The organism is Chloroflexota bacterium (assembly GCA_018648225.1).
Taxonomy (GTDB): domain Bacteria; phylum Chloroflexota; class Anaerolineae; order Anaerolineales; family UBA11858; genus NIOZ-UU35.
Genome location: JABGRQ010000102.1, coordinates 1,859 through 26,146, shown reverse-complemented (window position 1 = coordinate 26,146; position 24,288 = coordinate 1,859). Strand labels below are relative to the sequence as shown.

The window sequence follows — 24,288 nt, the reverse complement described above, 5'->3', positions numbered from 1 at the left end:
AGGGTGGCCTAACTGTTGGTGCCGGTGTCGTCACCAAGATCATTGAGTAGGTAAATTATATGGCCAGCCAGAAGATACGTATCCGCCTCAAGGCTTACGATCATCGAGTTTTAGATCAATCGGCAAAGCGTATTGTAGATACCGCCGAGCGCACAGGTTCACGCGTTGTGGGACCAGTGCCCCTGCCAACGAAGATCGAACGTTTTGCTGTTCGCCGTTCGACTTTTATTGATAAAGATTCACACGAACACTTTGAAATCCGTACACATAACCGTCTGATTGATGTGATTGAGCCGGACTCGAAAACGATTGATATGCTGATGCGGCTGAACCTACCCGCTGGCGTGGATATTGAAATCAAGATTTAGTTGTAACTATTGCTAAGTTCGTGCAGTGTCTGAGTATTTTAATCCGACAATGCATGAGCCAGGCAATTGCACGAAAAAATAGCGAAAGAGCTATTGCGCCAGCGACAGAACATTTTGCGTGTCGCTGGCTGATAACTAACTGCGCTATTTCGGGATGATGCGGTCAAGCCCAGACTGGCAGTCCTTTGATACCAGACCCGAATGTGGCATTTGAATTTGCCGCGGGTCTAAGAAAAAACAAGGAGAACAATTGAGATGTTGAAAGGGCTGATTGGAAAGAAAATTGGCATGACCCAGATTTTCAATGATATCGGTGAAGCTGTCCCGATTACATTGATCGAAGCTGGGCCTTGCTATGTTACCCAGGTGCGCACCATCGATAAAGATGGATATTCTGCAGTGCAGCTGGGTTTTGGTGAATCGAAACCTCGGCGTCTGACAGGTGGTCAACTTGGACATCTACAACGCAATAATTTGCCACCTGTGCGCTTTTTGCGTGAATTTCAGGCTAAAAAGCCAGATGTGAACGAAGGCGATCAGGTTACTGTAGATGTATTTGAAGTTGGCGATCATGTAGACGTAGTTGGACGAAGTAAAGGGCGTGGCTTTGCCGGTGCGGTAAAACGCTACGGTTTTAGAGGCGGCCCCAAAACCCACGGTCAGTCAGATCGTCACCGGGCAGTAGGCTCTATTGGTGCTACTTCCGGAACTGGCAGAGTTTTCCCTGGTAAGCGTATGCCTGGTCATATGGGCAATCAACGTATTACTGCTCAAAATTTGAAAATCGTCTTAGTAGACGCTGAACGCAATTTGATCGGTGTACGCGGTGCTGTTCCTGGCCCCAAGGGCGGCCTCGTTTTGATCAAGGAATCGCGCAAGCAGTAGAGTGTGGAGCGAAGCGATCATGGAAGTTAATGTTCTGAATATGAATGGCAAGAAAGTTGATACCGTTGATTTACCGGTTTCAATCTTCGAGGCCCCAATTAATATTGATCTGATGCACCAAGCGTATGTGCGCCAAATGGCAAACGCACGCTTGGGAACTCATAAGACCAAAAGCCGGGGCGAAGTTTCTGGTGGTGGGCGCAAGCCCTGGCGTCAAAAAGGCACGGGACGAGCTCGCCATGGTTCAATTCGTTCACCACTTTGGCCCGGTGGCGGAAAAACTCATACGCCTCGTCCGCGTAATTATGCCAAGAAAATGCCCCACAAAATGCGTCAAGCCGCCCTTCGTTCTGCGTTGTCAGTCAAAGCGGCAGAAAATGAAATCATTGTTGTGGATGAGCTCAAACTTGATGAAGTAAAAACCCGTCTTATGGCACAGGCACTGGATGCCCTGGCAAAAGATGCCAGCGCTTTGATCGTAATTCCTGCAAAGGATGAAGTTTATAAAGTCGTTGAATTATCAGCTCGTAATTTGCCCTCGGCCAAAACCGTGCACGTAAATTACCTCAACATTCGTGATTTGTTGAGCTACGATAAACTCATCCTACCTCTTCAAGCTTTGGATGCGATTTCAGATCACTTGGGATAGGTGAGAGGTAGATATGGCTATTAGTGTTTATGATGTTTTGAAGCGCCCGTTGTGGACGGAGAAATCCAGCCACCAGTTTTCAAAATTGCATCAATATGCGTTTGAAGTGGATAAATCTGCAACGAAGGCGATGATCAAAGATGCGGTTGAAGCACTGTTCGATGTGGAAGTGGTGCGCGTAAATACCATGATAATGCCCGCAAAGCGCGGCCGTCGTGCGCTCAGTCGTCGGCTTTTGGTTCGCCGTAGTGCTTACAAAAAAGCATTGGTGACCCTGGCCCCTGACGATACCATCGATGTCTTCGAAGGAGTACGGTAATCATGGCTGTAAAGAAATATAAACCTGTAACACCCGGTATGCGGGATAGAACAGGATACACATTTGAAGAAATTACCAAGTCCAAGCCCGAGCGCTCGTTGGTGGTGCCTCGCCGCAGCCGCGGTGGACGTAATGCCTATGGGCGTGTTACAGTGCGTCATCGTGGTGGTGGACATCGGCGTAAGATCCGTTTGGTTGATTTTAAACGCAACAAACGGGGTATTCCCGCCCGCGTCGCCGCGATCGAATATGATCCGAATCGCACAGCACGATTGGCCTTGTTGAACTACGTGGATGGTGAGAAGCGTTACATTATTGCCCCAATTGGTTTACAGGTAGATGATATGGTAGTGGCTGGTGCCGATGTTGATGTACGCCCCGGCAACAGTATGCCAATCAGCCACATTCCAACCGGTACGATGATTCATAATGTCGAACTTCAGCCGGGACGTGGTGGACAGTTGGTTCGCTCTGCAGGTACCGCGGCGCAATTATTAGCAAAAGAAGGCAGCTACGCTCATGTTCGCTTACCATCGGGAGAAATTCGCCTGATCCATCGTGATTGCTACGCCACTATTGGGCAAGTAGGGAATCTGGATCATGGCAATATTAAACTCGGTAAAGCTGGTCGCAAACGCCATATGGGCATTCGCCCAACCGTTCGTGGTTCTGCTATGAGCCCCCGCGATCACCCGCATGGTGGTGGTGAGGGTCGCTCTCCGATTGGTATGCCAAGCCCGAAAAGCCCCTGGGGCCAGAAAACGCTTGGTAAAAGAACCCGCAGTAATAAACGCACCGATCAATACATTGTTCGGCGTCGCGGGAAGAAGCGTCGCTAACAAATAGTCAGATAGGTCAGTTAGTCTGGTAGTCAGATAGCCCTCAGGGCTATACGATGTGCGGCTAAGAGACCAGGAGACCAGGAGACTAGAGAGATATGTCAAGATCACTCAAAAAAGGGCCGTTTGTTAGCCCCAAACTGTTGAAAAAAATTGAAGCCATGAATGCCAGTGGCGACAAAAAAGTAATTCGTACCTGGAGCCGCGCGAGTGTGATCTTCCCCCAAATGGTCGGCCACACAATTGCCGTTCACGATGGTCGCCGCCATGTTCCGATTTATATTACCGAAAATATGGTTGGTCATCGCCTGGGTGAGTTTGCTCATACGCGCACGTTCCGTGGGCATCTTGTAGAGAAAAAGCGGAAGTGAGGTAAATCATGACACAAGATATTCGCGCTCATGCCCGCAATATTCAAATATCTCAACAAAAAGCCCGTCTGGTGGTTGATTTGGTGCGTGGTGAGGATGCCCTCACTGCGCTGGATACGCTAAGATTTTTGCAAAATAAAGCTGCCAAGCCGGTAGCCAAAGTTATCGCCTCGGCGATGGCAAATGCAGAAGAAAATTTCGGTATTAGCCGTAATGATCTGTATATCTACCGTATCTTTGCCGATCAAGGCCCCACGCGCAAATGGCGTCGTTTTGGCGCTCGAGGTCGGTTCAAGCCGTTGTTGCGGCGTTCATCGCATATCACCGTTGTCTTGCGAGAACGAGAGGCTTAGTTGAGGAGAAATTATGGGTCGCAAAGTTAATCCTATTGGTTTTCGTTTAGGAATCAACCGTGATTGGGATGCACGTTGGTATGCAGAAGGTGAGAACTACGTTGACCAATTGCACCAGGATCTCGCTGTTCGCCAACTGATTCACACCCAGAACGACCGCGCTGGTATTTCTGGCATCGAAATAGAGCGATTTCCTGGCAAGGTGCGCGTGGTTGTGCATACTGCCAAACCAGGTGTATTTATTGGCCGTAAAGGCGCTAATGTTAAAGTCGTTCGCGTCAATCTGGAAAAATTGGTTGGGATGAAAATTGATCTGGATATCAAAGAGATCGAAAATCCCGATTTGGACGCGTATCTGGTGGCAGAAAATATTGCCGGACAGTTAGAGCGGCGGATTAGCTTCTCGCGCGCGATGAAGCGTTCGATCGGCCAGGCCATGCGCCAGGGCGCTGAAGGTATCCGCGTGCAGGTAGCTGGACGTTTGGGTGGCGCTGAAATGGCTCGAACCATTCACATGCGTGAAGGTCGTGTCCCCCGCCAAACCCTGCGTGCCAATATTGACTATGCAGTAGCCGAAGCTAATACGACTTATGGGCGCATTGGCATCAAGGTATGGATCTATAAGGGAACGATCTTCCCTGAAGTAACCGAAGTACCTGAAGCTACTGAAGGTGTATATATAAGTGAGTAGTGATCTCTGCAATCGCCGCAAGTCGATTCAGATGACGAGAGAGTGATCAACTATGTTGATGCCAAAGCGTGTAAAGTATCGTAAACAAATGCGCGGCCGCATGAAAGGCAAAGCACAGCGCGGTTCCGACATCCATTTTGGCGATTTTGGCCTCCAGGCTCTTGAGCCGGGTTGGGTATCTGCCCGCCAAATTGAGTCTGCCCGCCGTGCAATGGTACGTGCCATGCGCCGTCGTGGAAAAGTATGGATCCGTATTTTCCCGGATAAGCCCATCACCAAGCGTGCGGCCGAGAGCCGAATGGGTAAAGGGAAAGGTGATGTGGATTTTTGGGCTGCAGTCGTAAAACCCGGACGGATTATGTTCGAGATTGGTGGTGGTATCCCCGAAGATACTGCCAAAAGAGCTTTGAAACTGGCTTCATATAAATTGTCTGTCAAAACCAGAATCATAGCCAGCGACTCGGCAGGAGAGTAGTGATGAAAGCAGCAGAAATTCGAGAACTCACGACCGACGAAATCAATGAGCAAATTGATGAAGCGCGAGAAGAACTAATGAAACTCCGCTTTCAACAAGCTACGGGTGAGTTGGTTGATTTTACTAGAATACGTATTATCCGCCGTGATATTGCTCGCTATCAAACTATCCTGAATGAGCGAAAGCAGGAAGTATCCGCGGGAGGTGAAGCATGAATAACCGCCGTCGTTTAACCGGTGTCGTCGTTAGCGACAAGATGCAAAAGACAGTCGTTGTCGAAGTAACCCGCACTTATCGTCACCGCCTCTATGGCAAGGTTGTATCTGATAGCAGCCGTTTCATGGCTCATGATGAGTTGGGCTGCCAGATTGGCGATGAAGTCTCGATTGTTGAAAGTCGTCCGATCTCGCGCCGCAAACGCTGGGTTGTCGAGCAGCGTCTTCAGGAAGATCAAGCCGTAGCCAGCGTGGATGAAGTAGAGGTATAAGATGATCCAACAAGAATCGCGAATACGGATTGCAGATAACACCGGTGGGCGCGAGTTGCTCGTGATCAAAGTGTTAGGTGGATCACGACGACGCTATGCCAGCGTTGGCGATGTTGTTGTCGGCACAGTGAAATCGGCTACGCCGCATGGTGCTGTGAAGAAAAGTGATGTTGTCCGCGCCGTAGTTGTGCGCACAAAAAAGGGTTGGCGTCGACCGGATGGAAGCTTTATTCGATTTGACGATAACGCGGCCGTCCTCCTTGATGGTGATAGCTTCAATCCAAAAGGGACGCGTATCTTTGGGCCAGTTGCGCGTGAATTGCGCGAAAAAGGCTATATGAAAATTGTTTCGCTGGCGCCTGAAAGTTTGTAAGCCAGTGAGTAGTAGGAGCGAAAAACGTGAATGCTAAAATAAAAAAAGGCGATACTGTAGAAATTATCAGTGGCCGCTCCGAAGATAAGGGTAAACGCGGCGAGGTGATTAAAGTCTATCCTCACAAAGCCCGTGTTGCTGTGCAAAGCATCAATATTCGTAAGAAGCATCAGGGTCAATATCAGGCTCAGGGGCGTAATATGTCCCCAGGTATTATCGAGTTTGAGGCTCCAATGCACATATCGAATGTGATGTTAGTTTGCCCTTCTTGTCGTGAGGCCACTCGTGTTGGTATCCAGCGCGATGAAGATGGCTCTCATCGTGTTTGCAAGCGTTGCGACGCGCTGATTGACTGAGGTCTGTGAGAGTGAAACAATGATAGTAAAAGAACGTTACGAAGAAATTGTTCCGGACCTGATGAAAACGCTGAATTTGGGTAATATTATGCAAGTTCCCCGCATTCAGAAAGTAGTTGTCAATATCGGTGTTGGTGAGGCTTTAGAAAATGCCAAAGCTCTTGAAGCGGCGGTTGGTGATCTTATTAAGATTACTGGGCAGAAACCGATCATTACTCGTGCCCGAAAAAGCATAGCCAGTTTTAAACTGCGTGAAGGTAATCCCATTGGAACGAAAGTGACCCTGCGTGGTCAACGGATGTGGGCTTTTCTAGATCGTTTGATGAACATCGCATTACCGCGCGTGAGAGATTTTCGGGGCATTTCTCCGAATTCTTTTGATGGGCGCGGCAACTACACATTAGGCCTGCGTGAACAACTGGTATTTCCAGAGATAGAATACGATAAAATCGATAAACTACGCGGCCTGGAAGTTACGATTGTAACTACCGCGACAACCGATGAAGAAGGCCGTGAATTATTGCGTATGCTGGGAATGCCGTTTAGGAAGGAAGGATAAACAATGGCTAAGACATGCATGGTTGTTCGTGAAGACCGACGTAAGTATAAAACTCGCGTACGGAATCGTTGTAAAGTTTGTGGACGCCCGCGCGGCTATATTCGTCGCTTTGGCTTATGCCGCATTTGTTTCCGTGAATTAGCGCTGGATGGCAAGATCCCTGGCGTGAGAAAGGCTTCCTGGTAATCCGGGTGGAGGTTGAAGCATGAGTGTTAGTGATCCCATTGCCGATATGCTTACTCGTGTCCGAAATGCTGTTATGGCAGGTCAGCTCGTGACCACAATGCCCAGCTCGAAGATAAAGGTAGCAATCGCCAAAATCTTAAAAACTGAGGGTTTTGTAGCCGATTACGAAGTACAAGATGGCAAACGCGTTGGAGAAAAAGTTCTCACTATTCGTTTGAAGTATATTGGTGAGCGGCGTAACCGTCGTCCGGTGGTGACTGGTATTGAGCGAGTCAGCAAACCGGGACGTCGGGTGTACACTGGAAAACAAGATATCCCCTGGGTGTTGTCTGGGATGGGTGTTGCCATCCTCTCCACTTCGCAAGGCGTGATGACTGGCCGTGAAGCCCGTAAACTGGGCCTGGGCGGCGAAGTCGTATGTAAAGTTTGGTAATAACGATTGGAGATCAGAAATATCTGATCAATAATCCAGGAGGTTGAACTGTGTCACGTATTGGTCGTTTACCAGTGGATGTGCCGCAGGGCGTAGATGTAAAAATTAAGGGAACGTGTGTGAATGTCAAAGGCCCCAAGGGGCAGATGGAGCACACCTTCCCTGCGTCAATGAAGATTACCCTGGATACAGGAGTGATCACTGTGGAGCGCCCTTCAGATGAAGGTACACATCGCGCCATGCACGGCATGACACGAGCAATTATTAACAACATGGTAGTTGGCGTTACAGATGGTTTTGAGAAAATTCTTGAAATCAATGGCGTTGGTTACCGTGGAGAATTGAATGGCAAGAATCTGGTTCTCAACGTTGGGTATTCTCACCCTGTTGAGATAGAACCACCCGAAGGCATTGAATTTGTTGTAGAAGATCGTAACCGCGTTGTGCATGTTAAAGGTTACGATAGGGCCAAGGTTGGTCAGGTTGCTGCTGATATTCGGAAAATTCGTCCTCCTGAGCCTTACAAAGGCAAAGGCATCAAATATCAGGACGAGCGTATCCGCCGCAAGGCAGGTAAAGCTGGTAAGGTGTAATTATGGCAAAATCAAAAACTCGAGCGGCTGCTCGTATACGGCGTCATACGCGTGTACGAAAGACAGTTGCAGGAACTCCGGAAAAACCCCGCTTAAATGTTTTTCGCAGTTTGAACGAGATTTATGCTCAAGTGATTGATGATGAGGCAGGTCATACATTGGCTTCTGCATCAACTATTGATGGTGAACTGCGCAAGAAAATGGATAGTTTGAGCAAGATTGAACAGGCCAAGCTAGTTGGTCAAACCATTGCTGAACGAGCGCAGGCGGTTGGTGTAAAACAAGTTGTCTTTGATCGCGGTGGATATCGCTATATCGGGCGTGTGAGTGCGCTCGCCGATGGCGCTCGCGAAGGTGGCTTGCAGTTCTAATCGAGGAGAACAAACATGGCGAACTATCAAGCTGAAAAAGAATTCGATGAGCGTGTAATTGAGATTCGGCGTGTTGCCACAGTTGTAAAAGGTGGTCGTCGGTTTTCATTTCGTGTGACCGTTGTGGTTGGTGATAACGCTGGCAGTGTCGGCGTTGGCAGCGGGAAAGCAAATTCGGTTCCCGATGCCATTCGCAAAGCTGTAAAGCAGGCACAACAAAATATGCACCGCGTGGCAATCTTTGACACAACTATTCCTTACGAAGTTCTGGGTAAGGTGGGTGGTGCGCGCGTGATGCTCAAACCGGCTTCCCGTGGTACGGGTGTTATTGCAGCCGGTGGCGTGCGCGCGGTTATAGAAGCCGCAGGTATCTCAGATATTTTGACGAAATCGCTTGGCAGCAATAACGATCTTAATGTCGTTTATGCTGCAATGGATGCGCTGGATCAGTTAAAAAATCCCCAGCAAATTGCCAATGAGCGCGGTATTCCGGTTGAGCGAGTTCTGCCATTCTGGAATAAAGGATAAGAGATATGGCTAAGAAAAAAACTCCACCGAAAATGCTGCGTATCACACTGGTGAAAAGCACCATTGGTTACCCCGTGCGACAAAAAAGTACAGTCCGCGCTTTAGGGCTTCGTCGTATCAATCATACCGTTGAACAACAAGATACACCGGTTATCCGCGGGATGGTGAACAAAGTTAGCCATCTGGTGCGGGTTGAAGAGTAGGTAGAACGATGAAATTGCATGATTTAAAGCCGAATGACGGTGCAACAAAACGAGGCAAACGTTTGGGCCGCGGTATTTCCGCAGGGCAAGGTAAAACTGCTGGTCGCGGTTCTAACGGGCAGAATTCTCGTCGTGGTGGTGGTACCTCGCTGTGGCATCAGGGTGGCAACTTGCCATTCTTCCGCCGCTTACCTTTCAAGCGTGGTTTTACCCCTCCTCATCGCATCACCTTTAATGAAATTAATTTGTACCAACTGGAAGATTTCAAAAAAGGCGCCAAAGTTTCCCCAGAAACCTTGGCTGAAGCCCGCATGATAAAAGATGAGCGCAACCCCACTGTAATTTTGGGTGAAGGCGAAATCAAAAAAGCCCTCAAGGTTAGCGTACACCGAATATCAGATGGTGCGCGCGCCAAAATTGAAGCGGCTGGCGGTAGTGTAGATATTCTGGAGTGGTCGAAATAGTCTGATTTGGTGCAACGTGTAGTCTAATTTGTTTCACGTGTCTGATTTGTCGGGCCGTGAGATCGTTCAGACACATGAGACCAATACGACGAATGCGACTAACTATTAAGGAGCCAATTTATGAAGCGGTCTGCTTGGCGCTATCTATGGACAGCCCGAGACATCCGACGAAAATTGCTGATCACATTAGGCATTATGGTGATCTATCGCTTGGCCGCGCAAGTGCCAGTGCCGGGCGTGAACCGCGCTGCCCTTGCTTCTATCTTGTCTGGTGGTGGTGCCGCAGGCACTCTGGTAGGCATCTTAGATATGCTGTCTGGCGGTACAGTTTCCAATTTTTCCGTGATGGCTATGGGCGTGTATCCCTACATTACAGCTCAGATTATCCTCCAGTTGCTGGTACCGGTGATCCCGGCGTTGCAGCGACGCATGGAGGATGATCCCCGTGAAGGTCAGAAATGGATGGAGAAATGGACCTATATTCTGGCAGTTCCGATGGCGGCTTTACAAGCTGTATCGCAAATTCGTATCTTTGGCGGTTTTGCGGGTGTGCCTATTATTGATAACTACGGTTTTTCCGGCAGCGCATTGCTGCCATCGTTGGCGATTATCTTTAGTATGACGGCTGGAACAATGTTTGCCATTTGGTTGGGTGAATTGATCTCAGAATTTGGCATTCGCAATCAGGGGCTTTCGTTACTCATCTTTGCAGGCATCGTTTCGCGTATCCCGCAAAATTTTGCTGGACTGCTCAATAATGAATATCGCTGGTTGGTGTTGATCTTCTCTATCATTTTGATGATCTTGATCATTTTCGTGATTGTCATTGTTCAGCAAGGTCAACGTAATATTCCCGTTATGTACCCGGGCAGACGCGTTGGCCGTCGAATGTCGATGCCCGTCAAGGGCACCTTGCCGCTGCGCGTAAATATGGCGGGCATGATTCCGATCATCTTCGCCCAATCATTGCTCACCTTCCCGGCTATTATTGCAGGTTTCTTCTTGCAATCTGAAACCACCTGGGTGGCGAACCTGGCCTTGGGTGCGCAGAATATTTTTGGTGGCAACAGTCCCTGGTACTGGGCCATCTATTTCGTTTTCGTTGTCGGTTTCGCTTTCTTCTACACCGATGTGTTATTTGCACAGCAAAATTATGGTGAAAACCTAAAACGCTCTGGTGCGCAAATCCCTGGTGTGAGCAAAGGCGAACCAACCCAGCGCTACCTCACCAAAGTGTTGCGCCGTATCACCTTCCCCGGTGCTTTTTTCCTGGGCATGGTGGCGGTGATCCCATTCTTGGTTGGATTGATTTTACCCCTGGGCGATAACACTGGCACGTTGTTAGTGACCTCGTCAGGTTTGTTGATTGTGGTAGGTGTTGTCAGAGATACATTCTTTAACATTGACGCAGAGTTAAAATTGCACGGATATGATGAAACACTTTTAGTCCGCTAGTGGTGAATAATGGCACAGCACTTCGTGATGCTTGGCCCTCCCGGAGCCGGAAAGGGCACTCAGGCAAAAATTCTATCTGAGAAAATGGGCATTCCCCATGTCTCATCGGGCGACCTTTTTCGCGAAAATTTGCGTGAAAAAACCGAATTAGGAAAATTGGCTGAAGGATATATCAATCGAGGTGAATTGGTTCCCGATGATGTCACCATTCGCATGGTGCAAGAACGCATCTCGCGACCCGATTGTCAGGCAGGCGTGCTACTGGATGGGTTTCCTCGCACGGTATTTCAGGCCGAAGCGCTGGATGGAATACTGCGTGATCAAAAAAATACTCAGGTGGACGCTGTCCCGTGCATCATCGTTGCCGATGATGAGCTTGTTGAACGGCTTAGCGGGCGGCGATCCTGCCAAAATGGACATGTTTTCCACGTCAAGTTTAATCTACCCAAGGTGGATGGCATCTGCGATGTGGATGGCACTGAACTTTATCAGCGAGAAGATGACACCGTTGAAACAGTATCGCGGCGCATTCGGGTTTATCTTGATCAAACCCAGCCATTGATCGATTACTATCGTCAGAAAGGTGTCTTGGTTGAGATTGACGGCGCTCAGGCTATCGATGCAGTTTCGGAAGCGCTCTTCGCTGCCATCGCAAAGTTGTAGGAAATTATGGTTTGGCAGCGTAACGTAATTATAAAAACATCCGAAGAAATAGAGATCATGCGTCAGGCTGGGCATATTAATGCCTTGGTTCATGAAACTGTTCGCAATCTGATTCAGCCGGGCATCACAACCGCAGAGCTGGATGCCGTAGCCGAACAGGTGATACGCGATCATGGCGGGGAGCCTACTTTCAAAGGCTACCCCGGCCCGTATCCCTTTCCAGCTACGCTGACCATTAGCATCAATGAAGCGTTGGTGCATGGCATTCCTGGCAAAAAAAAATTGCAGTCGGGTGATCTCGTTTCCATCGACTGCGGCACGACTTACAAAGGTTTTGTCGCCGATTCGGCTATTTCGGTTGGCGTTGGTGAAATTCCGAAAAAGGCCCGGCGCTTACTTGAAGTTACTGAAAAAGCCTTGCAAATTGGTATTTCGAAAATGCAGGCTGGTAATCGGGTTGGCGATATCTCGGCGGCGATTCAGGAATATGTTGAAGGCCATGGATATAGCGTACCGCGTGAATATACGGGGCACGGTGTTGGTCGCCAGATGCATGAAGCCCCGCAAGTGCCAAATTTTGGCAGCGCAGGGCGCGGGCTTGTGTTGAGGCCGGGTATTACCCTGGCCATCGAGCCAATGTTGTTAGCTGGCGCGTACAAAACTCGGGTTTTACCCGATCAATGGACAGTGGTTTCGGCGGATGGCTCTTTGACGGCTCATTTTGAACACACCGTAGCAGTGACCGAAAATGGCCCGCAAATTCTAACCATTCTCAATGAAAGCTATGGACTGAATTCGAAGAGGCTAGTATAATCGAAACTTTGGCTGGGCTAGAAGAGTAGTATTAGCCAGAAGTGAGGCATTATGAAAGTATCAGCATCTGTAAAAAAACGCTGCGCAAAATGCAAGATTGTAAAGCGCAAAGGTAGATTGTACGTAATCTGTGAAAATCCAAAACATAAACAGCGACAGGGATAGTGAATTATGGCTCGTATTGAAGGTATAGACTTACCTCGTGAAAAGCGGATAGAGGTTGCTCTAACGTATATTTTTGGCATTGGCCGCTCAAGCGCAAATGAAATCCTGGCGAAAACTGGTGTTAATCCTGATACGCGTGTTCGTGATCTGACCGATGACGAAGCCAGTTTGCTGCGTGAGGAAATCTCCCAAAAGTACAAAGTGGAAGGTGATTTGCGCCGCGAAAGCCAAATGCATATCAAACGCCTGATTGAAATTGGCAGCTATCGCGGGCTTCGACACCGCCGCAATTTACCGTTGCGTGGTCAGCGTACGCGCACAAATGCGCGTTCCCGCAAAGGCCCCAAGAAAACGGTCGCCGGACGCGGACGCCGCAGAGGTGTTGCCAAGACGTAGTTTGGTGAACGCCTGGGGCTGTATCCTGTTTTTTTGTGCAGGATCAAACCCCGGCTAAGCATTGTTAGCTCTGTTGTGGCCTGCACCTGCCTGTTCGATTGGGAATCCTTCCTCTCTTCCCGTGGCTGATCGGCATGGTGGGTGATTGTCCATAACAAAACCACAAAGCAGAATCACAAATTAAGTGTGAGGTCGTATGGCTAAAAAAAGTTTACCGCGTCGGAAGAAGGGCGCACGAAAAACAAAGCGCACACTGTCTTCGGGGCAGGTGCATATTTACGCAACGTTTAACAACACGATCGTAACGGTTTCTGACCCTCAGGGTAATACGGTTTGCTGGGGTTCCCCCGGCATTATGGGGCTGAAAGGTTCTCGTAAAAGTACGCCCTATGCCGCTCGCCTGGCAGCAGAACATGCAGTGAAGGCAGCCATGGATATGGGCTTGCGTGAAGCCGAAGTAATTATCAATGGCCCCGGTCGCGGACGCGAAGCTGCTATTCGTGCCGTTCAGACAATGGGCGTGAAGGTCACCGCAATTACGGATAAGACCCCCGTGGCACATAACGGTTGCCGCCCTCCGAAAAAGCGCCGTGTATAAAGGATAGTTTCCGCTTATTGTGATGTGTTTACATCTTCAATCAGCGACTACGAGAAGGAATAAATAGAGGAAAGTATTATGGGACGATATCGTGGACCCGCTTGTAAGCTGTGTAGGCGGGAAGGAGAAAAACTCTTTCTGAAAGGTGCGCGTTGTTACACCTCGAAGTGTTCATTTGAACGTCGAGCGTACCCTCCGGGAGATCATGGACGCAGCTCACAATTCCGTCGCCGCCGCGAATCCGACTTTGCGCGTCAGTTACGCGCTAAACAGAAAGCTCGCCGGATTTACGGTGTGATGGAACGTCAGTTCCGCCGCTATTACGAAGAATCGCTTCAGCGACGCGGCCTGACCGGTTTGAATTTGCTGCAAATTTTGGAATCCCGTTTAGATAATGTTATTTATCGCATGGGATATGCCAGTAGCCGCACCCAGGCGCGTGTGCTAGTAACGCACGGCCATTTTGATGTCAACGGACGCCGTACAGACGTGCCCTCAATGTTGCTTTCTCCAGGCGATCACATCGCCGTACGAGATGGCTCACGCAAGCGTGTGTTTTTCAAGGACCTTCGCTCCATAGCAACCGAGAAATCCATTCCGGATTGGATCGGTCGCGATGTAGAAGCTTTGTCGGGCGAATTAGTTCGTCTGCCTGAACGCCTTGAAATTGATGGCAACCTGAACGAGCAACTCATTGTTGAGTACTATTCGCGACGGTAATTAGGATCGTGATGAATTGTAAACAGCATAGAGCCTCATATTTAGTTGAAAGGGGTGTCTGGTGTTGGGATTAAGTAGTATGGTAACGCCAAAAATCGAACGCGAAGCAGAATCTCGAAATTACGGTAAGTATGCAATTGGCCCGCTTGAGCGTGGCTATGGTCTCACTTTGGGAAATGCGTTGCGCCGGGTTTTACTATCATCTTTGGACGGCGCGGCCATTACGTCCATTCGGATCGCCGATATTCATCATGAGTATCGGGATATCCCTGGCGTGCGTGAAGATGTTATTCATATCATGTTGCAAATTAAAAAATTGCGCATGATCTTGTATGATGTGGATACTGCCCGAATGCACCTGGAAGTACATGGCTCTGGCGTGGTAACGGCTGCGGATATCATCGCGCCCTCTGATGTTGAAATTATCAACCCGGAACTGTATCTTTTCACAGTGGATGACCGTGACGCACCTCTGGAGATCGAACTAACCGTCCAGCGAGGCCGCGGATATTCGCCCGCCGATGACCGCTCTGGCCGCCTGCCGATTGGTGAACTTCCCGTGGATGCCATCTATAACCCGGTGAAGCGCGTCAACTACGATATTGGTTTTGCCCGTGTGGGACAAAGTACCAATTATGACAAGCTGATCATGGAAATTTGGACCGATGGTACGATTGAGCCTGAAAAAGCGCTTAGCACCAGTGCAAAGCTCCTGATGGAACATTTGCAACATCTGGCAGGTGTTAGCGCCGAATCATTGGCTGCAATGGTAGAAGAACATGTCGAAGAAGAAGGCCTGGGCGAAGAGATCATCGAAACGCCGATAGAAGACCTCGATCTTTCTGTGCGTGTTTTCAATTCCTTGAAGCGGGCTGGAATCACGAATATTGGTGAGATCATCGAATTGATGGAAAAAGGTGATGATGCAGTCCTCTCCATCCGCAATTTCGGTGTCAAGAGCCTCTTGGAATTACGAGATAAAATGGTCGAAAAGGGCTATGTAATGGAAGGTATCCTTGACGGCCTTGAATTGGAGTAAGCAAAATGCGACATAAAGTAGCTGGTTATCGATTAGGACGATCAAAAGGTCATCGCATTGCATTGCGCCGCACATTGGTGAAGCAGTTGTTTGAGCACGAGCGAATTCAAACTACCCGTGCCAAGGCTGAAGCTATTCGACAGCCTGCTGAAAAACTGATTACATTGGCAAAACGCGGTAACAAGGCCGAAGGCGCCAATGCCGTGCATGCTCGACGCGTTGCAGTCTCGCGCCTGGGTGATAATCAAGTTGTTTCAAAACTTTTTGATGATATCGCGCCGCGCTTTGAAAATCGCCCTGGCGGATACACCCGTATGATAAAGCTTGGCCCTCGGCAAGGTGATTCGGCCGATATGGTCATTTTAGAGCTGGTAGAAGAGTAGAATCAATCAGTAATCAGTGACCGGTGAGCAGTAAACAGTTTCGACTGTTGACTGGCCACTGTTCACTGACCACTGACCAATGGCACGTTACAAAATTATTCTCGCGTACGACGGCACTCAATTTCATGGCTCTCAACGCCAGCGGGATGTGCGCACAGTGCAAGGTGTTGTCGAAGAAACTTTGCGCAAATTGAATTGGCAAGGGACAACTCTCTTGTTGGCTGGACGCACCGATGCGGGAGTTCATGCTGCGGGACAGGTGGCTGCCTTCGACCTGGATTGGCGCCACCCCGTAGACAACCTGCGTAGCGCACTCAACGCGTTGCTTCCCGAAGATGTAGCTGTTTCGCTGGTAGAGATTGTTGCTGAAGATTTCCATCCGCGTTATCATGCGCTTAGCCGAAGTTATCAATACCGCATTTATTGTCAGGAAACAGCCAATCCGCTTTTAGAACGCTATACCTGGCGAGTGTGGCCTGCACCGGATATGGATGTGTTGCAAGCAGCGGCTGACCAGTTGGTAGGCGTGCATGATTTTGCCGCCTTTGGTAGTCCAATGCACGCTGGCGGCAGCACGATCCGAGATCTGATCTCGGCCAAATGGCATCAAACCGACGGCATCCTGTATTTTGACGTTACGGCAAATGCTTTTCTCTATCATATGGTGCGTCGCTTGGTGTCAACCCAGATCAAAGTTGTTCAAGGACTGATGGATATGGAGCAATTACGCTCCCATCTGCATCATCCGGCGCAGCCGATTCAAGGGCTGGCCCCGGCATGTGGGCTGACTTTGGTCAATGTACATTATTGTGAGAATAGTTAACTAGAGCGTAAGTAACAGGTAATATAACCTGAATAGAAAAAACGGAGAGCGGAGAATCGTGTATAAAACGTTTTATCCCAAACCTGAAGATATCCAGCGCGACTGGGTGCTCGTTGATGCCAACGAGCAGACACTTGGCCGCCTGGTAACACAGATATCCACTGTGATGCTTGGCAAACACAAGCCAGAATTCACGCCGGGTGTTGATGTGGGCGATTTTGTTGTTGTCGTCAATGCAAAACATATTCGCGTAACGGGCAATAAGCTGGAAGACAAAATGTACCATCGTACCAGTGGCCGTCCGGGTGGATTGAAATCCATTAGCCTGCGTGACTTGCTTGACAAGCACCCTGAGCGCGTTATCGAAAAAGCGGTCTGGGGTATGCTGCCCCACAATCGCTATGGGCGCAAATTGATGACAAAACTGCGCGTTTACGGAGGTGCTGAGCACCCCCACTCGGCCCAAAACCCGAAACCCATCGAAGAAGTTTTATCTTCGACTAAGGAGTAATTATGGCGAATCAATATTACGAAGGTGTCGGTCGCCGCAAGGCCAGTACGGCTCGTGTTCGCGTGATGAGCGGCACTGGCCAGATTATCGTCAACGAGAAATCCCTCGAAGAGTATTTCACTCGTATGGGCGATTCACAAAATATCGTTGCCCCGCTATCTACCGTTGGGCAGGACAGCTCAGTAGATGTGAGTGTATTGGTCAAAGGCGGTGGTGTTACCGGCCAGACCGATGCTGTTCAGTTGGGCTTGGCTCGTGCACTGATAAAAATGAACCCGGATTACCGGTCGGCAATGCGCAAGGGCGGCTTCTTGACGCGCGACTCGCGTGAAAAAGAACGCAAGAAACCCGGTCTCAAGCGCGCCCGCAAGGCACCCACTTACACCAAGCGTTAGTGGTTCTGCTTTTACAGGCATATCAACCGCGGAGAACGCGAAGAACGCAGAGCATAAAAACTTTGCGCTCTCCGCGCTCTCCGCGGTATTTGTTTAAGGATTATCTATGGCTGGTATCGTAATTTTAGGGCTTGGCCCTGCCAATGCAGACCTCATCACGCGTCAGGCCTGGCAAGTGCTTGAAACTGCGGATGAAATCTACCTACGCACCGAACAGCACCCGGCGGTAAAAGGTTTCCCGCCTTCGCTACGCGTGAAAAGTTTTGATGACCTTTATCAGCATTATGATTCCTTCGAGCAAGTGTACCAGCAAATTGTCGAGCAGATTATTGCCCTGGGAAAACGCCCCGAAGGGGTAATTTATGCTGTCCCGGGACATCCCTTTATCGCTGAGTCCACCGGCCCGGAGATTGTTCGCCAGGCTAAAGCGTTGGGAATTCCGTGCTCGCTCGTAGGTGGGCTGAGTTTCCTCGAACCGACATTCTCTGCCCTGGGGCTAGACCCTTTACCACACACATCCCTTGTGGATGCGCTGACCCTCGTGAGCGGCCACCACCCCCCTTTCCCGCCCGATGCGCCCGTCCTGATCGCCCAAATCTACGACCGTCAGATCGCCGCCGAAGTCAAGATCACTCTCATGGCCGCCTATCCCGATGAACATCCCGTTCAGTTGGTGCATGGCGCCGGTTCCACTACTGAGCTGGTTGAAGATTTACCCCTTTACGCGATTGACCGTAGCGAGCATATTGGTTTGCTGACTTCGCTCTATTTGTCTCCGCTTGGCCCGGCGACATCCATGGAAGCGTTTCAAGAATTGGTAGCGCATCTGCGCTCGCCCGAGGGCTGTCCCTGGGATCGCGAGCAGGATCATCAATCGTTGCGCCCCAATTTGCTCGAAGAAGCCTATGAAGTGGTGGATGCGATTGATAAAGACGATCCTATCGCGATGGTCGAAGAATTTGGCGATTTGTTGCTCCAGGTTGTGTTGCACGCCCAGATTGCCAGTGAATACGGTGAGTTTACGATGGCAGATGTCATCAACGGCATTTATACCAAACTGGTGCGACGGCATCCGCATGTTTTTGGCGATGTAAATCTTGATGAGGCCGATGCAGTAATCAAAAATTGGGAGCGTCTGAAAGCCGAAGAACGCAAGGCCAATGGTGAAGAGAAGAAAGGCTTGTTGGATGGTGTTGCCAACGCTCTTCCCGCCCTGACTCGGGCGCAGACTTACCAGAATCGGGTGGTGCGTGTAGGCTTCGACTGGCCCGATATTTCAGGGGTGATGGATAAAATTTGCGAAGAGATTGAAGAAATTCGCACCGCCCCCGATGACGCAGCCCGCGCATCCGAAGTTGGTGATTTGCTCTTTGCGATTGTCAATCTGGCGCGCTGGCTAAAGATTGATGCCGAAAGCGCCCTGCGCGAAACTAATCAGCGTTTTCGCACGCGCTTTGCATTTATTGAGCAATCAGCCCGCGAGCAGGGCCGTGAACTGGGGGAGATGCCGCTGGAAGAAATGGAAGAATTGTGGCAAGAGGCAAAGCAAAAATAAAAAGAGTGGCAGCTCGCTGCCACTCTTTTTATTTTTGCTGAATTGTTGTTTATCCGCTGATAATCCCCTTGAGAATATCGCTGCCGATTCCGGCGACGCCGGTTTGCTCGCCGCCGCCCTGGCTGAAACTGATACCGCTCTTGATGCGGTCTACCAGCCGCGAGAAGGGCAGGCTTTGCAGATACACTTTTCCGGGGCCGGTTAGCTTGGCGAGGAAGAGACCTTCACCGCCGAAGAGCGCGTTCTTGAAGCCGCCAACCATCTGGATGTCGTAGTCTACACGGGTGTCAAAGGCTACGATGCAGCCGGTGTCCACGCGCAGGGTTTCGCCCGCGGTCAGGTCTTTTTCGATGACCGTGCCGCCCGCGTGGACGAATACCATCCCATCGCCGACGAGGCGCTGCAAGATGAAGCCCTCGCCGCCGAAGAAACCCGCACCCATACGTTTGGTGAAGGCGACTTCGATTTCGGTGCCTTGAGCGGCGCACAGGAAGGAGTCTTTTTGGCATAACACCTGGCCGTTAAATTGATCCAGGTCAAAGGCTACAATTTTGCCAGGGTAGGGGGCTGCAAATGCTACGTGAGATTTTATCTGTGCATTATTTAAAAATGTAGTGATGAAAAAGCTCTCACCCGTTACCATGCGCTTCAGGCCCTTGAAGAGCCCGCCGCCGGTGTCAGTTTGCATCTCGATGCCGTTTTCCATATAGGTCATTGTTCCAACCTCGGCGCGTACACCCTCGCCGGGATCAAGTTCAATTTCCACGAGCTGAAGATCGTCGCCGTAAATTTGATAATCAATTACATCAGCCATTTTCGCCTCCGTTTGTGTTCGATTAATTTGAGATGGCTCAGTTTCGAGCCGAAATCTCTTTTCTGTCTACACTATACGATACCAGGCCTGCGAAGTTTCACAAACTTGGCGTCTCAAGGTTGAGCTATGGGTACTTTAGGTATTTACCCATCCAGCGTGCAATATGATTCAGGCGGGCGATGCGCCGATCTGTGCGGCCTATGCGCGAAAGACCGTGTGGCTCTTCGGGGAAGCGCACCATTTCGGCATCTACACCCAGGGTTTTGAGCGCCACAAAAGCCTGCTCGCCCTGTTCGATCGGGCAACGGTGATCGTTCTCGCTGTGGATCAGCAAAGTCGGCGTTTTGGCATTGCCGATATAGGCCATCGGCGAGTGTTTCCAGTATTTCTCCAAATCTTCCCAGGGCGGTTTGTTGTCGAGCACTTGCTGGAAAATCCAGTTCAGATCACTGGAACCCCACATGCTGACAAAGTTGCTGACCACGCGCTGCGGCACGGCGGCCTGGAAGCGCTGGGTATGGCCGATAATCCACAGGCTCATATAGCCGCCGTAACTGCCGCCGGTCACGCCCATGCGATTGGTATCGATGTAGGGCTGCGCCGCCACATAGTCTGTCCAACTCATCAGATCGGCATAATCAGCGTTGCCCCAATCTTGCCAGATGGCTTTGGCATGCGTTTCGCCGTAACCCTGTCCGCCGCGCGGATTGCTGAAATAGACCACATAGCCCTGCGCGGCGAGGTAGTAGAACTCGTGCATGAAAAACTCGGCGTACATTGCCAGCGGACCGCCGTGGATTTCGAGGATCGAAGGATATGTTTGGGAGGCGTCAAAGGCCGGGGGTTTTAGAATCCATCCCTGGATGTCGTTGCCGTCACGCCCCTTGAACCAGACTTCTTCCATTGAGCCGAGATTGACTTCCTGTAGCCAGGGGTTGGCGCGCGTAATCTGAGTTGAACCCTGCCCCCCCACGGGATGCACAAAAATCTGCCCCGGGTCGCTCATCGTGCCGAAGAAATAGGCCAGCGTTTCTCCTGCGTGGTCGAAATCGAACCCACCCACAAAACCCTTCTCGCCGAGAACGGTCCTCAACTCGCCGTTACTGACATTCGCCGACATGAGCAGGTTGCTGCCATCTTTGCTGACCTGGAAGAAAAGTGTGTTGCCATCTGGCGACCAGGCCGGGGCTTGCGGGTTATGCCCAAAATTGAGATCGTTGATGCTGGCCGTATCGACCGTGGCGTCGAATTTGGTGGTCAGGTTGCGCGGCGGCATGGAGCCGTCAACCGGTGCAACCCACAGATCGTTATTTTGCCACCACTGCGTGTAGTCGCGTTGGCCGATATAGGCAATCAACTTGCCATCGGGAGAAAAACTAGGCAGAAGCGCCTGGGAAGTGGTTTCGATTTGGCGTTCTAAACCGCCTGCCGCCGGGATCACGAACAGGCTGGTATCGCCACGCGCCAGATCGGGGTCGGGGTTGCGATTGGATATAAAGGCAATTGATTTGCCATCGGGCGACCAGGCGGGTTGGAGTTCATCGAAGATTGGCCCCGCGGTGAGTTGATTGGCTACGCCACTGGACGCGTCTACCGTCCAGATGTGCCAGCGCTCATGGGGCAGAAAGCCATAGCCATCGAATTTATAGAAAACACGCTCGTAGTGGCGGGCGACAATACCAAGTTTTTTCTTTTGCTCGTCCCCGTCCCGCTCCAGAACTTCGGCGTCTTTGGCGCGAAACTGGATCACAAATTGTGTTCCATCCGGTGACCATTCCAGCGCGCCGATTTCACCTTTGAGTTCGGTCAGGGCGCGGGCTTCACCACCCTCGAAGGGGATCAGATAGATTTGGGGCTGTTTCTCATCGCCGCGGTTCGAGATGAAGGCAATCGTCTTGCCATCGGGTGACCAGCGCGGCTGTGAGTCATTTTGGTCGCCAATGGTGAACGGACGAGCGCCGCTGCCGTTGGTAGGGGTAATCCACAGATTGCTGTATTTCTTCTCGGTCTTGGCATCCACGCGCTGCTGGGCGTAGACCACATGCTTGCCGTCCGGCGAGATGCGCGGCGGCGACAATAGTTCAAAGTTATATAAATCTTCGGCTGTAATCGTGCGTTTCGTGTTGGGCATGTATTTCCCTTTCAGGTGAAGTTCGGATATGTGATTCTATACCGAAAGCGCCGCGATCAGTTCTTCCTGAACTTGTTGGGCCTTTTCGTTGTTGATCTGGCAAGTTCCTGCGGCGATGTGGCCGCCGCCGCCGTATTTCAGCATGAGTTCACCGATATGCACTTGAGATGAACGGTCAAAGATCGACTTACCCACTGCAAAGACGGTATTCTGTTTTTTAAATCCCCAAAGCACGTGCATTGAGATATTTGATTTTGGGAAGAGGGCGTAAATCATAAAGCGATTGCCCGAGTAGATGATTTCCTCAGCGCGCAAATCCAGAACGACAAATTTGCCATACTGTGTGGAGCAGCGCTTGATTTGATCTTTGAAGGGAACTTCGTGCTCAAAGTAGAGATCAGTGCGTTCCTTCACATCAGGCAGATGTAAGATCTCTTCAATAGTATGGTCGCGGCAATAATCAATCAAGTCCATCATCAAGTCATAATTTGAGATGCGGAAATTTCGAAACCGACCCAAACCAGTCCGCGCATCCATAATGAAACTCAACAACTCCCATCCTTGCGGGTTGAGCACATCATCTTTGGTATATTGTGCTGAATCAGCCTTATCGACTGCGTTTATCATATCTATCGAGAAATTTGGGAATGCTCCCTCGCCACCGAAATATTGATAAACAACGCGTGCAGCCGAGGGCGCATTTGGGTCGATGATACGATTCTCTTTTTTATCGTCAATGCGGATTGTTTCGCTGGCATGGTGATCGAATGCCAGATGAACGCTTTCCACATAAGGCAGGTTTGTAGTGATATCGCCAGAACCTAAATCAATTTTGCCGTCTTGGACATCCTTTGGGTGCACGAATTTGATAGAATTAAGCATGCCTAACTCTTTGAGCAGCATTGCGCATACTAGCCCATCCATGTCGCTGCGGGTCACTAAGCGGTATTCTTTCTTATCTCTGGACATTTCAATCTCCTTTACATTTTTCGACTCTGCGAGTATCTACCTGCACAGATTTCCATGTCGGTTGATTGAGTTGCTAATCTTCAGACGATGGGTTCAAACTGCGCCGTGAAGTGGCGCAGCAACTCCGGGGCGTAGGTGATGCGGTAGCCGCGCAGGCTGTCTTTGCGGGCAACGATATTCGCCAGCGTTTTGGCAATATAGTCGATATGCGCCTGGGTATACACTCGCCGCGGAATGGCAAGGCGCACCAGCTCCATTTTGGGATGAATCATCTCACTTGTGTCGGGGTCAGGATAGGCGAAGGCCACCGAACCCATTTCCACGGCGCGGATGCCGCCCTCGAGATACATCTCTGCCGCCAGCGCCTGTCCGGGGTATTCGGCCTGGGGGATATGCGGCAGCAATCGCCCGGCATCGATATAAATGGCGTGCCCGCCCGGCGGCTCGACGATGGGAACCCCAATTTCGAGCAACTTTTCGCCCAGATAGGCCGTTTGCCCCAACCGGTAGGCCAGATAATCTTCATCCAGCCCCTCGTACAAACCTACCGCCATCGCATCCAGATCGCGTCCGGCCAACCCGCCATAGGTGGGGAAGCCCTCGCGCAGAATCAACTCATTGCGCACCTGCTGGAAGACGGCCTCGTCATTCAGTGTTAGGAAACCGCCGATGTTAACAATCGCATCCTTTTTAGCGCTCATCGTGGCGCCATCGGCCAGGGCAAACGTCTCTCTGGCGATTTCCAGTGTGCTGATAGTCTCATAGCCCGGTTCGCGCAGCTTGATGAAATAGGCATTTTCAGCATAGCGGCAGGCATCAATGAAAAAGGGGATGCCGTATTCTTTATAGATCGCTGCTACGGCCTTGAGATTTTCCATCGAGACCGGCTGCCCACCCCCGGCGTTGTTCGTGATCGTAATCATCCCGAAGGGAATCTGCTCCACACCGACATCTTCGATAAAGGCGCGCAGCTTGCCCAAATCCATATTGCCCTTAAAGGGATGCTGTGAATCGGGATCGAAGGCTTCATCAATGACCAGGTTGGTGGGACGTCCACCGCGGGCGCGGATATTGCCTTCGGTGGTGTCGAAGTGCATATTGGATGGGATATATTGCCCATCTGTGAGCAGCACGGCGCAAAGAATATTCTCTGCGGCGCGGCCCTGGTGCGTGGGCACAAAAAAACGAAAGCCGAAAATATCTTTCATGGCTTCCGTCAATCGCAGGTACGATCTGGCTCCGGCGTAGGATTCATCCCCTTCCATGATGGCGGCCCACTGGTGCTGGCTCATCGCCCCGGTGCCGGAGTCGGTCAGCAGGTCGATGAAAATTTCTTCCGCCAGCAGCCCAAAGAC

At 50.5% G+C, this 24,288-nt stretch carries 38 protein-coding genes; 34 read left to right on the top strand and 4 right to left on the bottom strand.

The annotated features are described in order from the left end of the window. Positions 1–59: 59 nt before the first annotated feature. The 34 genes from rpsJ (at position 60) to mazG (ending at position 19,019) form a co-directional block, all read left to right on the top strand. Complete coding sequence (gene rpsJ / locus HN413_09630; GenBank protein MBT3390660.1) at positions 60–368, top strand: 30S ribosomal protein S10; 309 nt, start codon at positions 60–62, stop codon at positions 366–368. 255 nt (positions 369–623) lie between these two features. Further along, positions 624–1,253: a 50S ribosomal protein L3 gene (gene rplC / locus HN413_09625; GenBank protein ID MBT3390659.1), complete on the top strand. Its 630-nt coding sequence runs from the start codon at positions 624–626 to the stop codon at positions 1,251–1,253. A 16-nt stretch (positions 1,254–1,269) separates the two neighbouring features. Further along, on the top strand, positions 1,270–1,902 hold the full coding sequence (rplD, locus tag HN413_09620) for a 50S ribosomal protein L4 (GenBank protein ID MBT3390658.1): 633 nt from the start codon (positions 1,270–1,272) through the stop codon (positions 1,900–1,902). 13 nt (positions 1,903–1,915) lie between these two features. Then, positions 1,916–2,221, top strand: coding sequence for a 50S ribosomal protein L23 (rplW, locus tag HN413_09615; GenBank protein ID MBT3390657.1), 306 nt, complete (start codon positions 1,916–1,918; stop codon positions 2,219–2,221). 2 nt (positions 2,222–2,223) lie between these two features. After that, positions 2,224–3,060: a 50S ribosomal protein L2 gene (gene rplB / locus HN413_09610; protein ID MBT3390656.1), complete on the top strand. Its 837-nt coding sequence runs from the start codon at positions 2,224–2,226 to the stop codon at positions 3,058–3,060. 98 nt (positions 3,061–3,158) lie between these two features. Beyond that, positions 3,159–3,431 carry a 30S ribosomal protein S19 gene (gene rpsS / locus HN413_09605; GenBank protein ID MBT3390655.1) on the top strand — a complete coding sequence of 91 codons (273 nt, stop codon included), beginning with the start codon at positions 3,159–3,161 and terminating at the stop codon, positions 3,429–3,431. An 8-nt stretch (positions 3,432–3,439) separates the two neighbouring features. Continuing rightward, positions 3,440–3,784: a 50S ribosomal protein L22 gene (gene rplV / locus HN413_09600; GenBank protein MBT3390654.1), complete on the top strand. Its 345-nt coding sequence runs from the start codon at positions 3,440–3,442 to the stop codon at positions 3,782–3,784. 13 nt (positions 3,785–3,797) lie between these two features. Next, positions 3,798–4,475, top strand: a complete 678-nt coding sequence (gene rpsC, locus HN413_09595; protein MBT3390653.1) for a 30S ribosomal protein S3 — start codon at positions 3,798–3,800, stop codon at positions 4,473–4,475. Between the two features lie 52 nt (positions 4,476–4,527). After that, a complete protein-coding gene (gene rplP, locus HN413_09590; GenBank protein MBT3390652.1) occupies positions 4,528–4,950 on the top strand; it encodes a 50S ribosomal protein L16 in 423 nt (140 codons plus the stop codon). A gap of 2 nt (positions 4,951–4,952) precedes the next feature. After that, positions 4,953–5,165, top strand: coding sequence for a 50S ribosomal protein L29 (gene rpmC / locus HN413_09585; GenBank protein ID MBT3390651.1), 213 nt, complete (start codon positions 4,953–4,955; stop codon positions 5,163–5,165). Next, positions 5,162–5,437, top strand: coding sequence for a 30S ribosomal protein S17 (gene rpsQ / locus HN413_09580; GenBank protein ID MBT3390650.1), 276 nt, complete (start codon positions 5,162–5,164; stop codon positions 5,435–5,437). The genes rpmC and rpsQ overlap by 4 nt, the downstream gene beginning before the upstream one ends. 1 nt (position 5,438) lies before the next feature. Then, positions 5,439–5,810: a 50S ribosomal protein L14 gene (gene rplN, locus HN413_09575; protein ID MBT3390649.1), complete on the top strand. Its 372-nt coding sequence runs from the start codon at positions 5,439–5,441 to the stop codon at positions 5,808–5,810. Positions 5,811–5,836: 26 nt separating this feature from the next. Further along, a complete protein-coding gene (locus tag HN413_09570; GenBank protein ID MBT3390648.1) occupies positions 5,837–6,166 on the top strand; it encodes a 50S ribosomal protein L24 in 330 nt (109 codons plus the stop codon). Between the two features lie 19 nt (positions 6,167–6,185). Next, entirely contained in the window at positions 6,186–6,725 is a 540-nt protein-coding gene (rplE, locus tag HN413_09565) for a 50S ribosomal protein L5 (GenBank protein ID MBT3390647.1), read from the top strand. 3 nt (positions 6,726–6,728) lie between these two features. Then, the gene (locus HN413_09560) at positions 6,729–6,911 is read left to right on the top strand and encodes a type Z 30S ribosomal protein S14 (GenBank protein ID MBT3390646.1); all 183 of its coding nucleotides are present in this window, start codon (positions 6,729–6,731) and stop codon (positions 6,909–6,911) included. Between the two features lie 19 nt (positions 6,912–6,930). Then, positions 6,931–7,344: a 30S ribosomal protein S8 gene (rpsH, locus tag HN413_09555; protein MBT3390645.1), complete on the top strand. Its 414-nt coding sequence runs from the start codon at positions 6,931–6,933 to the stop codon at positions 7,342–7,344. 50 nt (positions 7,345–7,394) lie between these two features. Further along, complete coding sequence (gene rplF / locus HN413_09550; protein ID MBT3390644.1) at positions 7,395–7,937, top strand: 50S ribosomal protein L6; 543 nt, start codon at positions 7,395–7,397, stop codon at positions 7,935–7,937. A gap of 2 nt (positions 7,938–7,939) precedes the next feature. Then, complete coding sequence (locus HN413_09545; GenBank protein ID MBT3390643.1) at positions 7,940–8,308, top strand: 50S ribosomal protein L18; 369 nt, start codon at positions 7,940–7,942, stop codon at positions 8,306–8,308. 15 nt (positions 8,309–8,323) lie between these two features. Next, a complete protein-coding gene (gene rpsE / locus HN413_09540; GenBank protein ID MBT3390642.1) occupies positions 8,324–8,836 on the top strand; it encodes a 30S ribosomal protein S5 in 513 nt (170 codons plus the stop codon). A 5-nt stretch (positions 8,837–8,841) separates the two neighbouring features. Further along, positions 8,842–9,039 (top strand): 50S ribosomal protein L30, encoded by a 198-nt coding sequence (gene rpmD, locus HN413_09535; protein ID MBT3390641.1) that lies wholly within the window; start codon positions 8,842–8,844, stop codon positions 9,037–9,039. Positions 9,040–9,047: 8 nt separating this feature from the next. Beyond that, the gene (gene rplO, locus HN413_09530) at positions 9,048–9,503 is read left to right on the top strand and encodes a 50S ribosomal protein L15 (GenBank protein MBT3390640.1); all 456 of its coding nucleotides are present in this window, start codon (positions 9,048–9,050) and stop codon (positions 9,501–9,503) included. Between the two features lie 120 nt (positions 9,504–9,623). Beyond that, positions 9,624–10,958, top strand: a complete 1,335-nt coding sequence (secY, locus tag HN413_09525; GenBank protein MBT3390639.1) for a preprotein translocase subunit SecY — start codon at positions 9,624–9,626, stop codon at positions 10,956–10,958. A 9-nt stretch (positions 10,959–10,967) separates the two neighbouring features. Beyond that, on the top strand, positions 10,968–11,621 hold the full coding sequence (locus HN413_09520) for an adenylate kinase (GenBank protein MBT3390638.1): 654 nt from the start codon (positions 10,968–10,970) through the stop codon (positions 11,619–11,621). A gap of 6 nt (positions 11,622–11,627) precedes the next feature. Then, positions 11,628–12,434 (top strand): type I methionyl aminopeptidase, encoded by an 807-nt coding sequence (gene map, locus HN413_09515; GenBank protein MBT3390637.1) that lies wholly within the window; start codon positions 11,628–11,630, stop codon positions 12,432–12,434. Between the two features lie 51 nt (positions 12,435–12,485). Further along, entirely contained in the window at positions 12,486–12,599 is a 114-nt protein-coding gene (gene rpmJ / locus HN413_09510; protein ID MBT3390636.1) for a 50S ribosomal protein L36, read from the top strand. Between the two features lie 6 nt (positions 12,600–12,605). Next, positions 12,606–12,995: a 30S ribosomal protein S13 gene (rpsM, locus tag HN413_09505; GenBank protein ID MBT3390635.1), complete on the top strand. Its 390-nt coding sequence runs from the start codon at positions 12,606–12,608 to the stop codon at positions 12,993–12,995. A gap of 196 nt (positions 12,996–13,191) precedes the next feature. Beyond that, positions 13,192–13,593, top strand: a complete 402-nt coding sequence (rpsK, locus tag HN413_09500) for a 30S ribosomal protein S11 (GenBank protein MBT3390634.1) — start codon at positions 13,192–13,194, stop codon at positions 13,591–13,593. Positions 13,594–13,671: 78 nt separating this feature from the next. Beyond that, positions 13,672–14,313, top strand: coding sequence for a 30S ribosomal protein S4 (rpsD, locus tag HN413_09495; protein MBT3390633.1), 642 nt, complete (start codon positions 13,672–13,674; stop codon positions 14,311–14,313). Between the two features lie 79 nt (positions 14,314–14,392). Beyond that, complete coding sequence (locus HN413_09490; GenBank protein MBT3390632.1) at positions 14,393–15,352, top strand: DNA-directed RNA polymerase subunit alpha; 960 nt, start codon at positions 14,393–14,395, stop codon at positions 15,350–15,352. A 5-nt stretch (positions 15,353–15,357) separates the two neighbouring features. After that, on the top strand, positions 15,358–15,735 hold the full coding sequence (rplQ, locus tag HN413_09485) for a 50S ribosomal protein L17 (GenBank protein MBT3390631.1): 378 nt from the start codon (positions 15,358–15,360) through the stop codon (positions 15,733–15,735). A gap of 79 nt (positions 15,736–15,814) precedes the next feature. Beyond that, positions 15,815–16,558 carry a tRNA pseudouridine(38-40) synthase TruA gene (gene truA / locus HN413_09480; GenBank protein ID MBT3390630.1) on the top strand — a complete coding sequence of 248 codons (744 nt, stop codon included), beginning with the start codon at positions 15,815–15,817 and terminating at the stop codon, positions 16,556–16,558. A gap of 58 nt (positions 16,559–16,616) precedes the next feature. Then, a complete protein-coding gene (rplM, locus tag HN413_09475; GenBank protein MBT3390629.1) occupies positions 16,617–17,069 on the top strand; it encodes a 50S ribosomal protein L13 in 453 nt (150 codons plus the stop codon). Positions 17,070–17,071: 2 nt separating this feature from the next. Then, positions 17,072–17,464 (top strand): 30S ribosomal protein S9, encoded by a 393-nt coding sequence (rpsI, locus tag HN413_09470; GenBank protein ID MBT3390628.1) that lies wholly within the window; start codon positions 17,072–17,074, stop codon positions 17,462–17,464. 106 nt (positions 17,465–17,570) lie between these two features. Continuing rightward, a complete protein-coding gene (mazG, locus tag HN413_09465) occupies positions 17,571–19,019 on the top strand; it encodes a nucleoside triphosphate pyrophosphohydrolase (GenBank protein MBT3390627.1) in 1,449 nt (482 codons plus the stop codon). A 49-nt stretch (positions 19,020–19,068) separates the two neighbouring features. On the opposite strand, the gene HN413_09460 is transcribed toward mazG, so the two are convergent. From HN413_09460 to HN413_09445, 4 genes are all read right to left on the bottom strand, one after another. Then, on the bottom strand, positions 19,069–19,833 hold the full coding sequence (locus HN413_09460) for a TIGR00266 family protein (protein MBT3390626.1): 765 nt from the start codon (positions 19,831–19,833) through the stop codon (positions 19,069–19,071). Between the two features lie 124 nt (positions 19,834–19,957). Then, on the bottom strand, positions 19,958–21,964 hold the full coding sequence (locus HN413_09455; protein ID MBT3390625.1) for a S9 family peptidase: 2,007 nt from the start codon (positions 21,962–21,964) through the stop codon (positions 19,958–19,960). A gap of 36 nt (positions 21,965–22,000) precedes the next feature. Further along, positions 22,001–22,933 carry an exopolyphosphatase gene (locus HN413_09450; GenBank protein ID MBT3390624.1) on the bottom strand — a complete coding sequence of 311 codons (933 nt, stop codon included), beginning with the start codon at positions 22,931–22,933 and terminating at the stop codon, positions 22,001–22,003. Positions 22,934–23,013: 80 nt separating this feature from the next. Beyond that, on the bottom strand, positions 23,014–24,288 hold a 1,275-nt coding region (locus HN413_09445; protein MBT3390623.1), incomplete at its 5' end, for a tryptophanase.

Excerpts from the sequence above, each read along its gene's own strand:
- truA (MBT3390630.1), top strand. The coding sequence starts at position 15,815 with ATGGCACGTTACAAAATTATTCTCGCGTACGACGGCACTCAATTTCAT.
- rplN (MBT3390649.1), top strand. The coding sequence starts at position 5,439 with ATGATCCAACAAGAATCGCGAATACGGATTGCAGATAACACCGGTGGG.
- rplW (MBT3390657.1), top strand. The coding sequence starts at position 1,916 with ATGGCTATTAGTGTTTATGATGTTTTGAAGCGCCCGTTGTGGACGGAG.
- rpmJ (MBT3390636.1), top strand. The coding sequence starts at position 12,486 with ATGAAAGTATCAGCATCTGTAAAAAAACGCTGCGCAAAATGCAAGATT.
- rpsK (MBT3390634.1), top strand. The coding sequence starts at position 13,192 with ATGGCTAAAAAAAGTTTACCGCGTCGGAAGAAGGGCGCACGAAAAACA.
- map (MBT3390637.1), top strand. The coding sequence starts at position 11,628 with ATGGTTTGGCAGCGTAACGTAATTATAAAAACATCCGAAGAAATAGAG.
- rplE (MBT3390647.1), top strand. The coding sequence starts at position 6,186 with ATGATAGTAAAAGAACGTTACGAAGAAATTGTTCCGGACCTGATGAAA.
- rplB (MBT3390656.1), top strand. The coding sequence starts at position 2,224 with ATGGCTGTAAAGAAATATAAACCTGTAACACCCGGTATGCGGGATAGA.
- HN413_09460 (MBT3390626.1), bottom strand. The coding sequence starts at position 19,833 with ATGGCTGATGTAATTGATTATCAAATTTACGGCGACGATCTTCAGCTC.
- HN413_09545 (MBT3390643.1), top strand. The coding sequence starts at position 7,940 with ATGGCAAAATCAAAAACTCGAGCGGCTGCTCGTATACGGCGTCATACG.
- rpmD (MBT3390641.1), top strand. The coding sequence starts at position 8,842 with ATGGCTAAGAAAAAAACTCCACCGAAAATGCTGCGTATCACACTGGTG.
- rplQ (MBT3390631.1), top strand. The coding sequence starts at position 15,358 with ATGCGACATAAAGTAGCTGGTTATCGATTAGGACGATCAAAAGGTCAT.
- mazG (MBT3390627.1), top strand. The coding sequence starts at position 17,571 with ATGGCTGGTATCGTAATTTTAGGGCTTGGCCCTGCCAATGCAGACCTC.
- rpsE (MBT3390642.1), top strand. The coding sequence starts at position 8,324 with ATGGCGAACTATCAAGCTGAAAAAGAATTCGATGAGCGTGTAATTGAG.
- rplC (MBT3390659.1), top strand. The coding sequence starts at position 624 with ATGTTGAAAGGGCTGATTGGAAAGAAAATTGGCATGACCCAGATTTTC.
- HN413_09450 (MBT3390624.1), bottom strand. The coding sequence starts at position 22,933 with ATGTCCAGAGATAAGAAAGAATACCGCTTAGTGACCCGCAGCGACATG.
- HN413_09520 (MBT3390638.1), top strand. The coding sequence starts at position 10,968 with ATGGCACAGCACTTCGTGATGCTTGGCCCTCCCGGAGCCGGAAAGGGC.
- rplV (MBT3390654.1), top strand. The coding sequence starts at position 3,440 with ATGACACAAGATATTCGCGCTCATGCCCGCAATATTCAAATATCTCAA.
- rpsD (MBT3390633.1), top strand. The coding sequence starts at position 13,672 with ATGGGACGATATCGTGGACCCGCTTGTAAGCTGTGTAGGCGGGAAGGA.
- rpsH (MBT3390645.1), top strand. The coding sequence starts at position 6,931 with ATGAGTGTTAGTGATCCCATTGCCGATATGCTTACTCGTGTCCGAAAT.
- HN413_09560 (MBT3390646.1), top strand. The coding sequence starts at position 6,729 with ATGGCTAAGACATGCATGGTTGTTCGTGAAGACCGACGTAAGTATAAA.
- rpsM (MBT3390635.1), top strand. The coding sequence starts at position 12,606 with ATGGCTCGTATTGAAGGTATAGACTTACCTCGTGAAAAGCGGATAGAG.
- secY (MBT3390639.1), top strand. The coding sequence starts at position 9,624 with ATGAAGCGGTCTGCTTGGCGCTATCTATGGACAGCCCGAGACATCCGA.
- rpmC (MBT3390651.1), top strand. The coding sequence starts at position 4,953 with ATGAAAGCAGCAGAAATTCGAGAACTCACGACCGACGAAATCAATGAG.
- HN413_09490 (MBT3390632.1), top strand. The coding sequence starts at position 14,393 with ATGGTAACGCCAAAAATCGAACGCGAAGCAGAATCTCGAAATTACGGT.
- rpsQ (MBT3390650.1), top strand. The coding sequence starts at position 5,162 with ATGAATAACCGCCGTCGTTTAACCGGTGTCGTCGTTAGCGACAAGATG.
- rplO (MBT3390640.1), top strand. The coding sequence starts at position 9,048 with ATGAAATTGCATGATTTAAAGCCGAATGACGGTGCAACAAAACGAGGC.
- rpsS (MBT3390655.1), top strand. The coding sequence starts at position 3,159 with ATGTCAAGATCACTCAAAAAAGGGCCGTTTGTTAGCCCCAAACTGTTG.
- rpsC (MBT3390653.1), top strand. The coding sequence starts at position 3,798 with ATGGGTCGCAAAGTTAATCCTATTGGTTTTCGTTTAGGAATCAACCGT.
- HN413_09455 (MBT3390625.1), bottom strand. The coding sequence starts at position 21,964 with ATGCCCAACACGAAACGCACGATTACAGCCGAAGATTTATATAACTTT.
- rpsI (MBT3390628.1), top strand. The coding sequence starts at position 17,072 with ATGGCGAATCAATATTACGAAGGTGTCGGTCGCCGCAAGGCCAGTACG.
- rpsJ (MBT3390660.1), top strand. The coding sequence starts at position 60 with ATGGCCAGCCAGAAGATACGTATCCGCCTCAAGGCTTACGATCATCGA.
- rplP (MBT3390652.1), top strand. The coding sequence starts at position 4,528 with ATGTTGATGCCAAAGCGTGTAAAGTATCGTAAACAAATGCGCGGCCGC.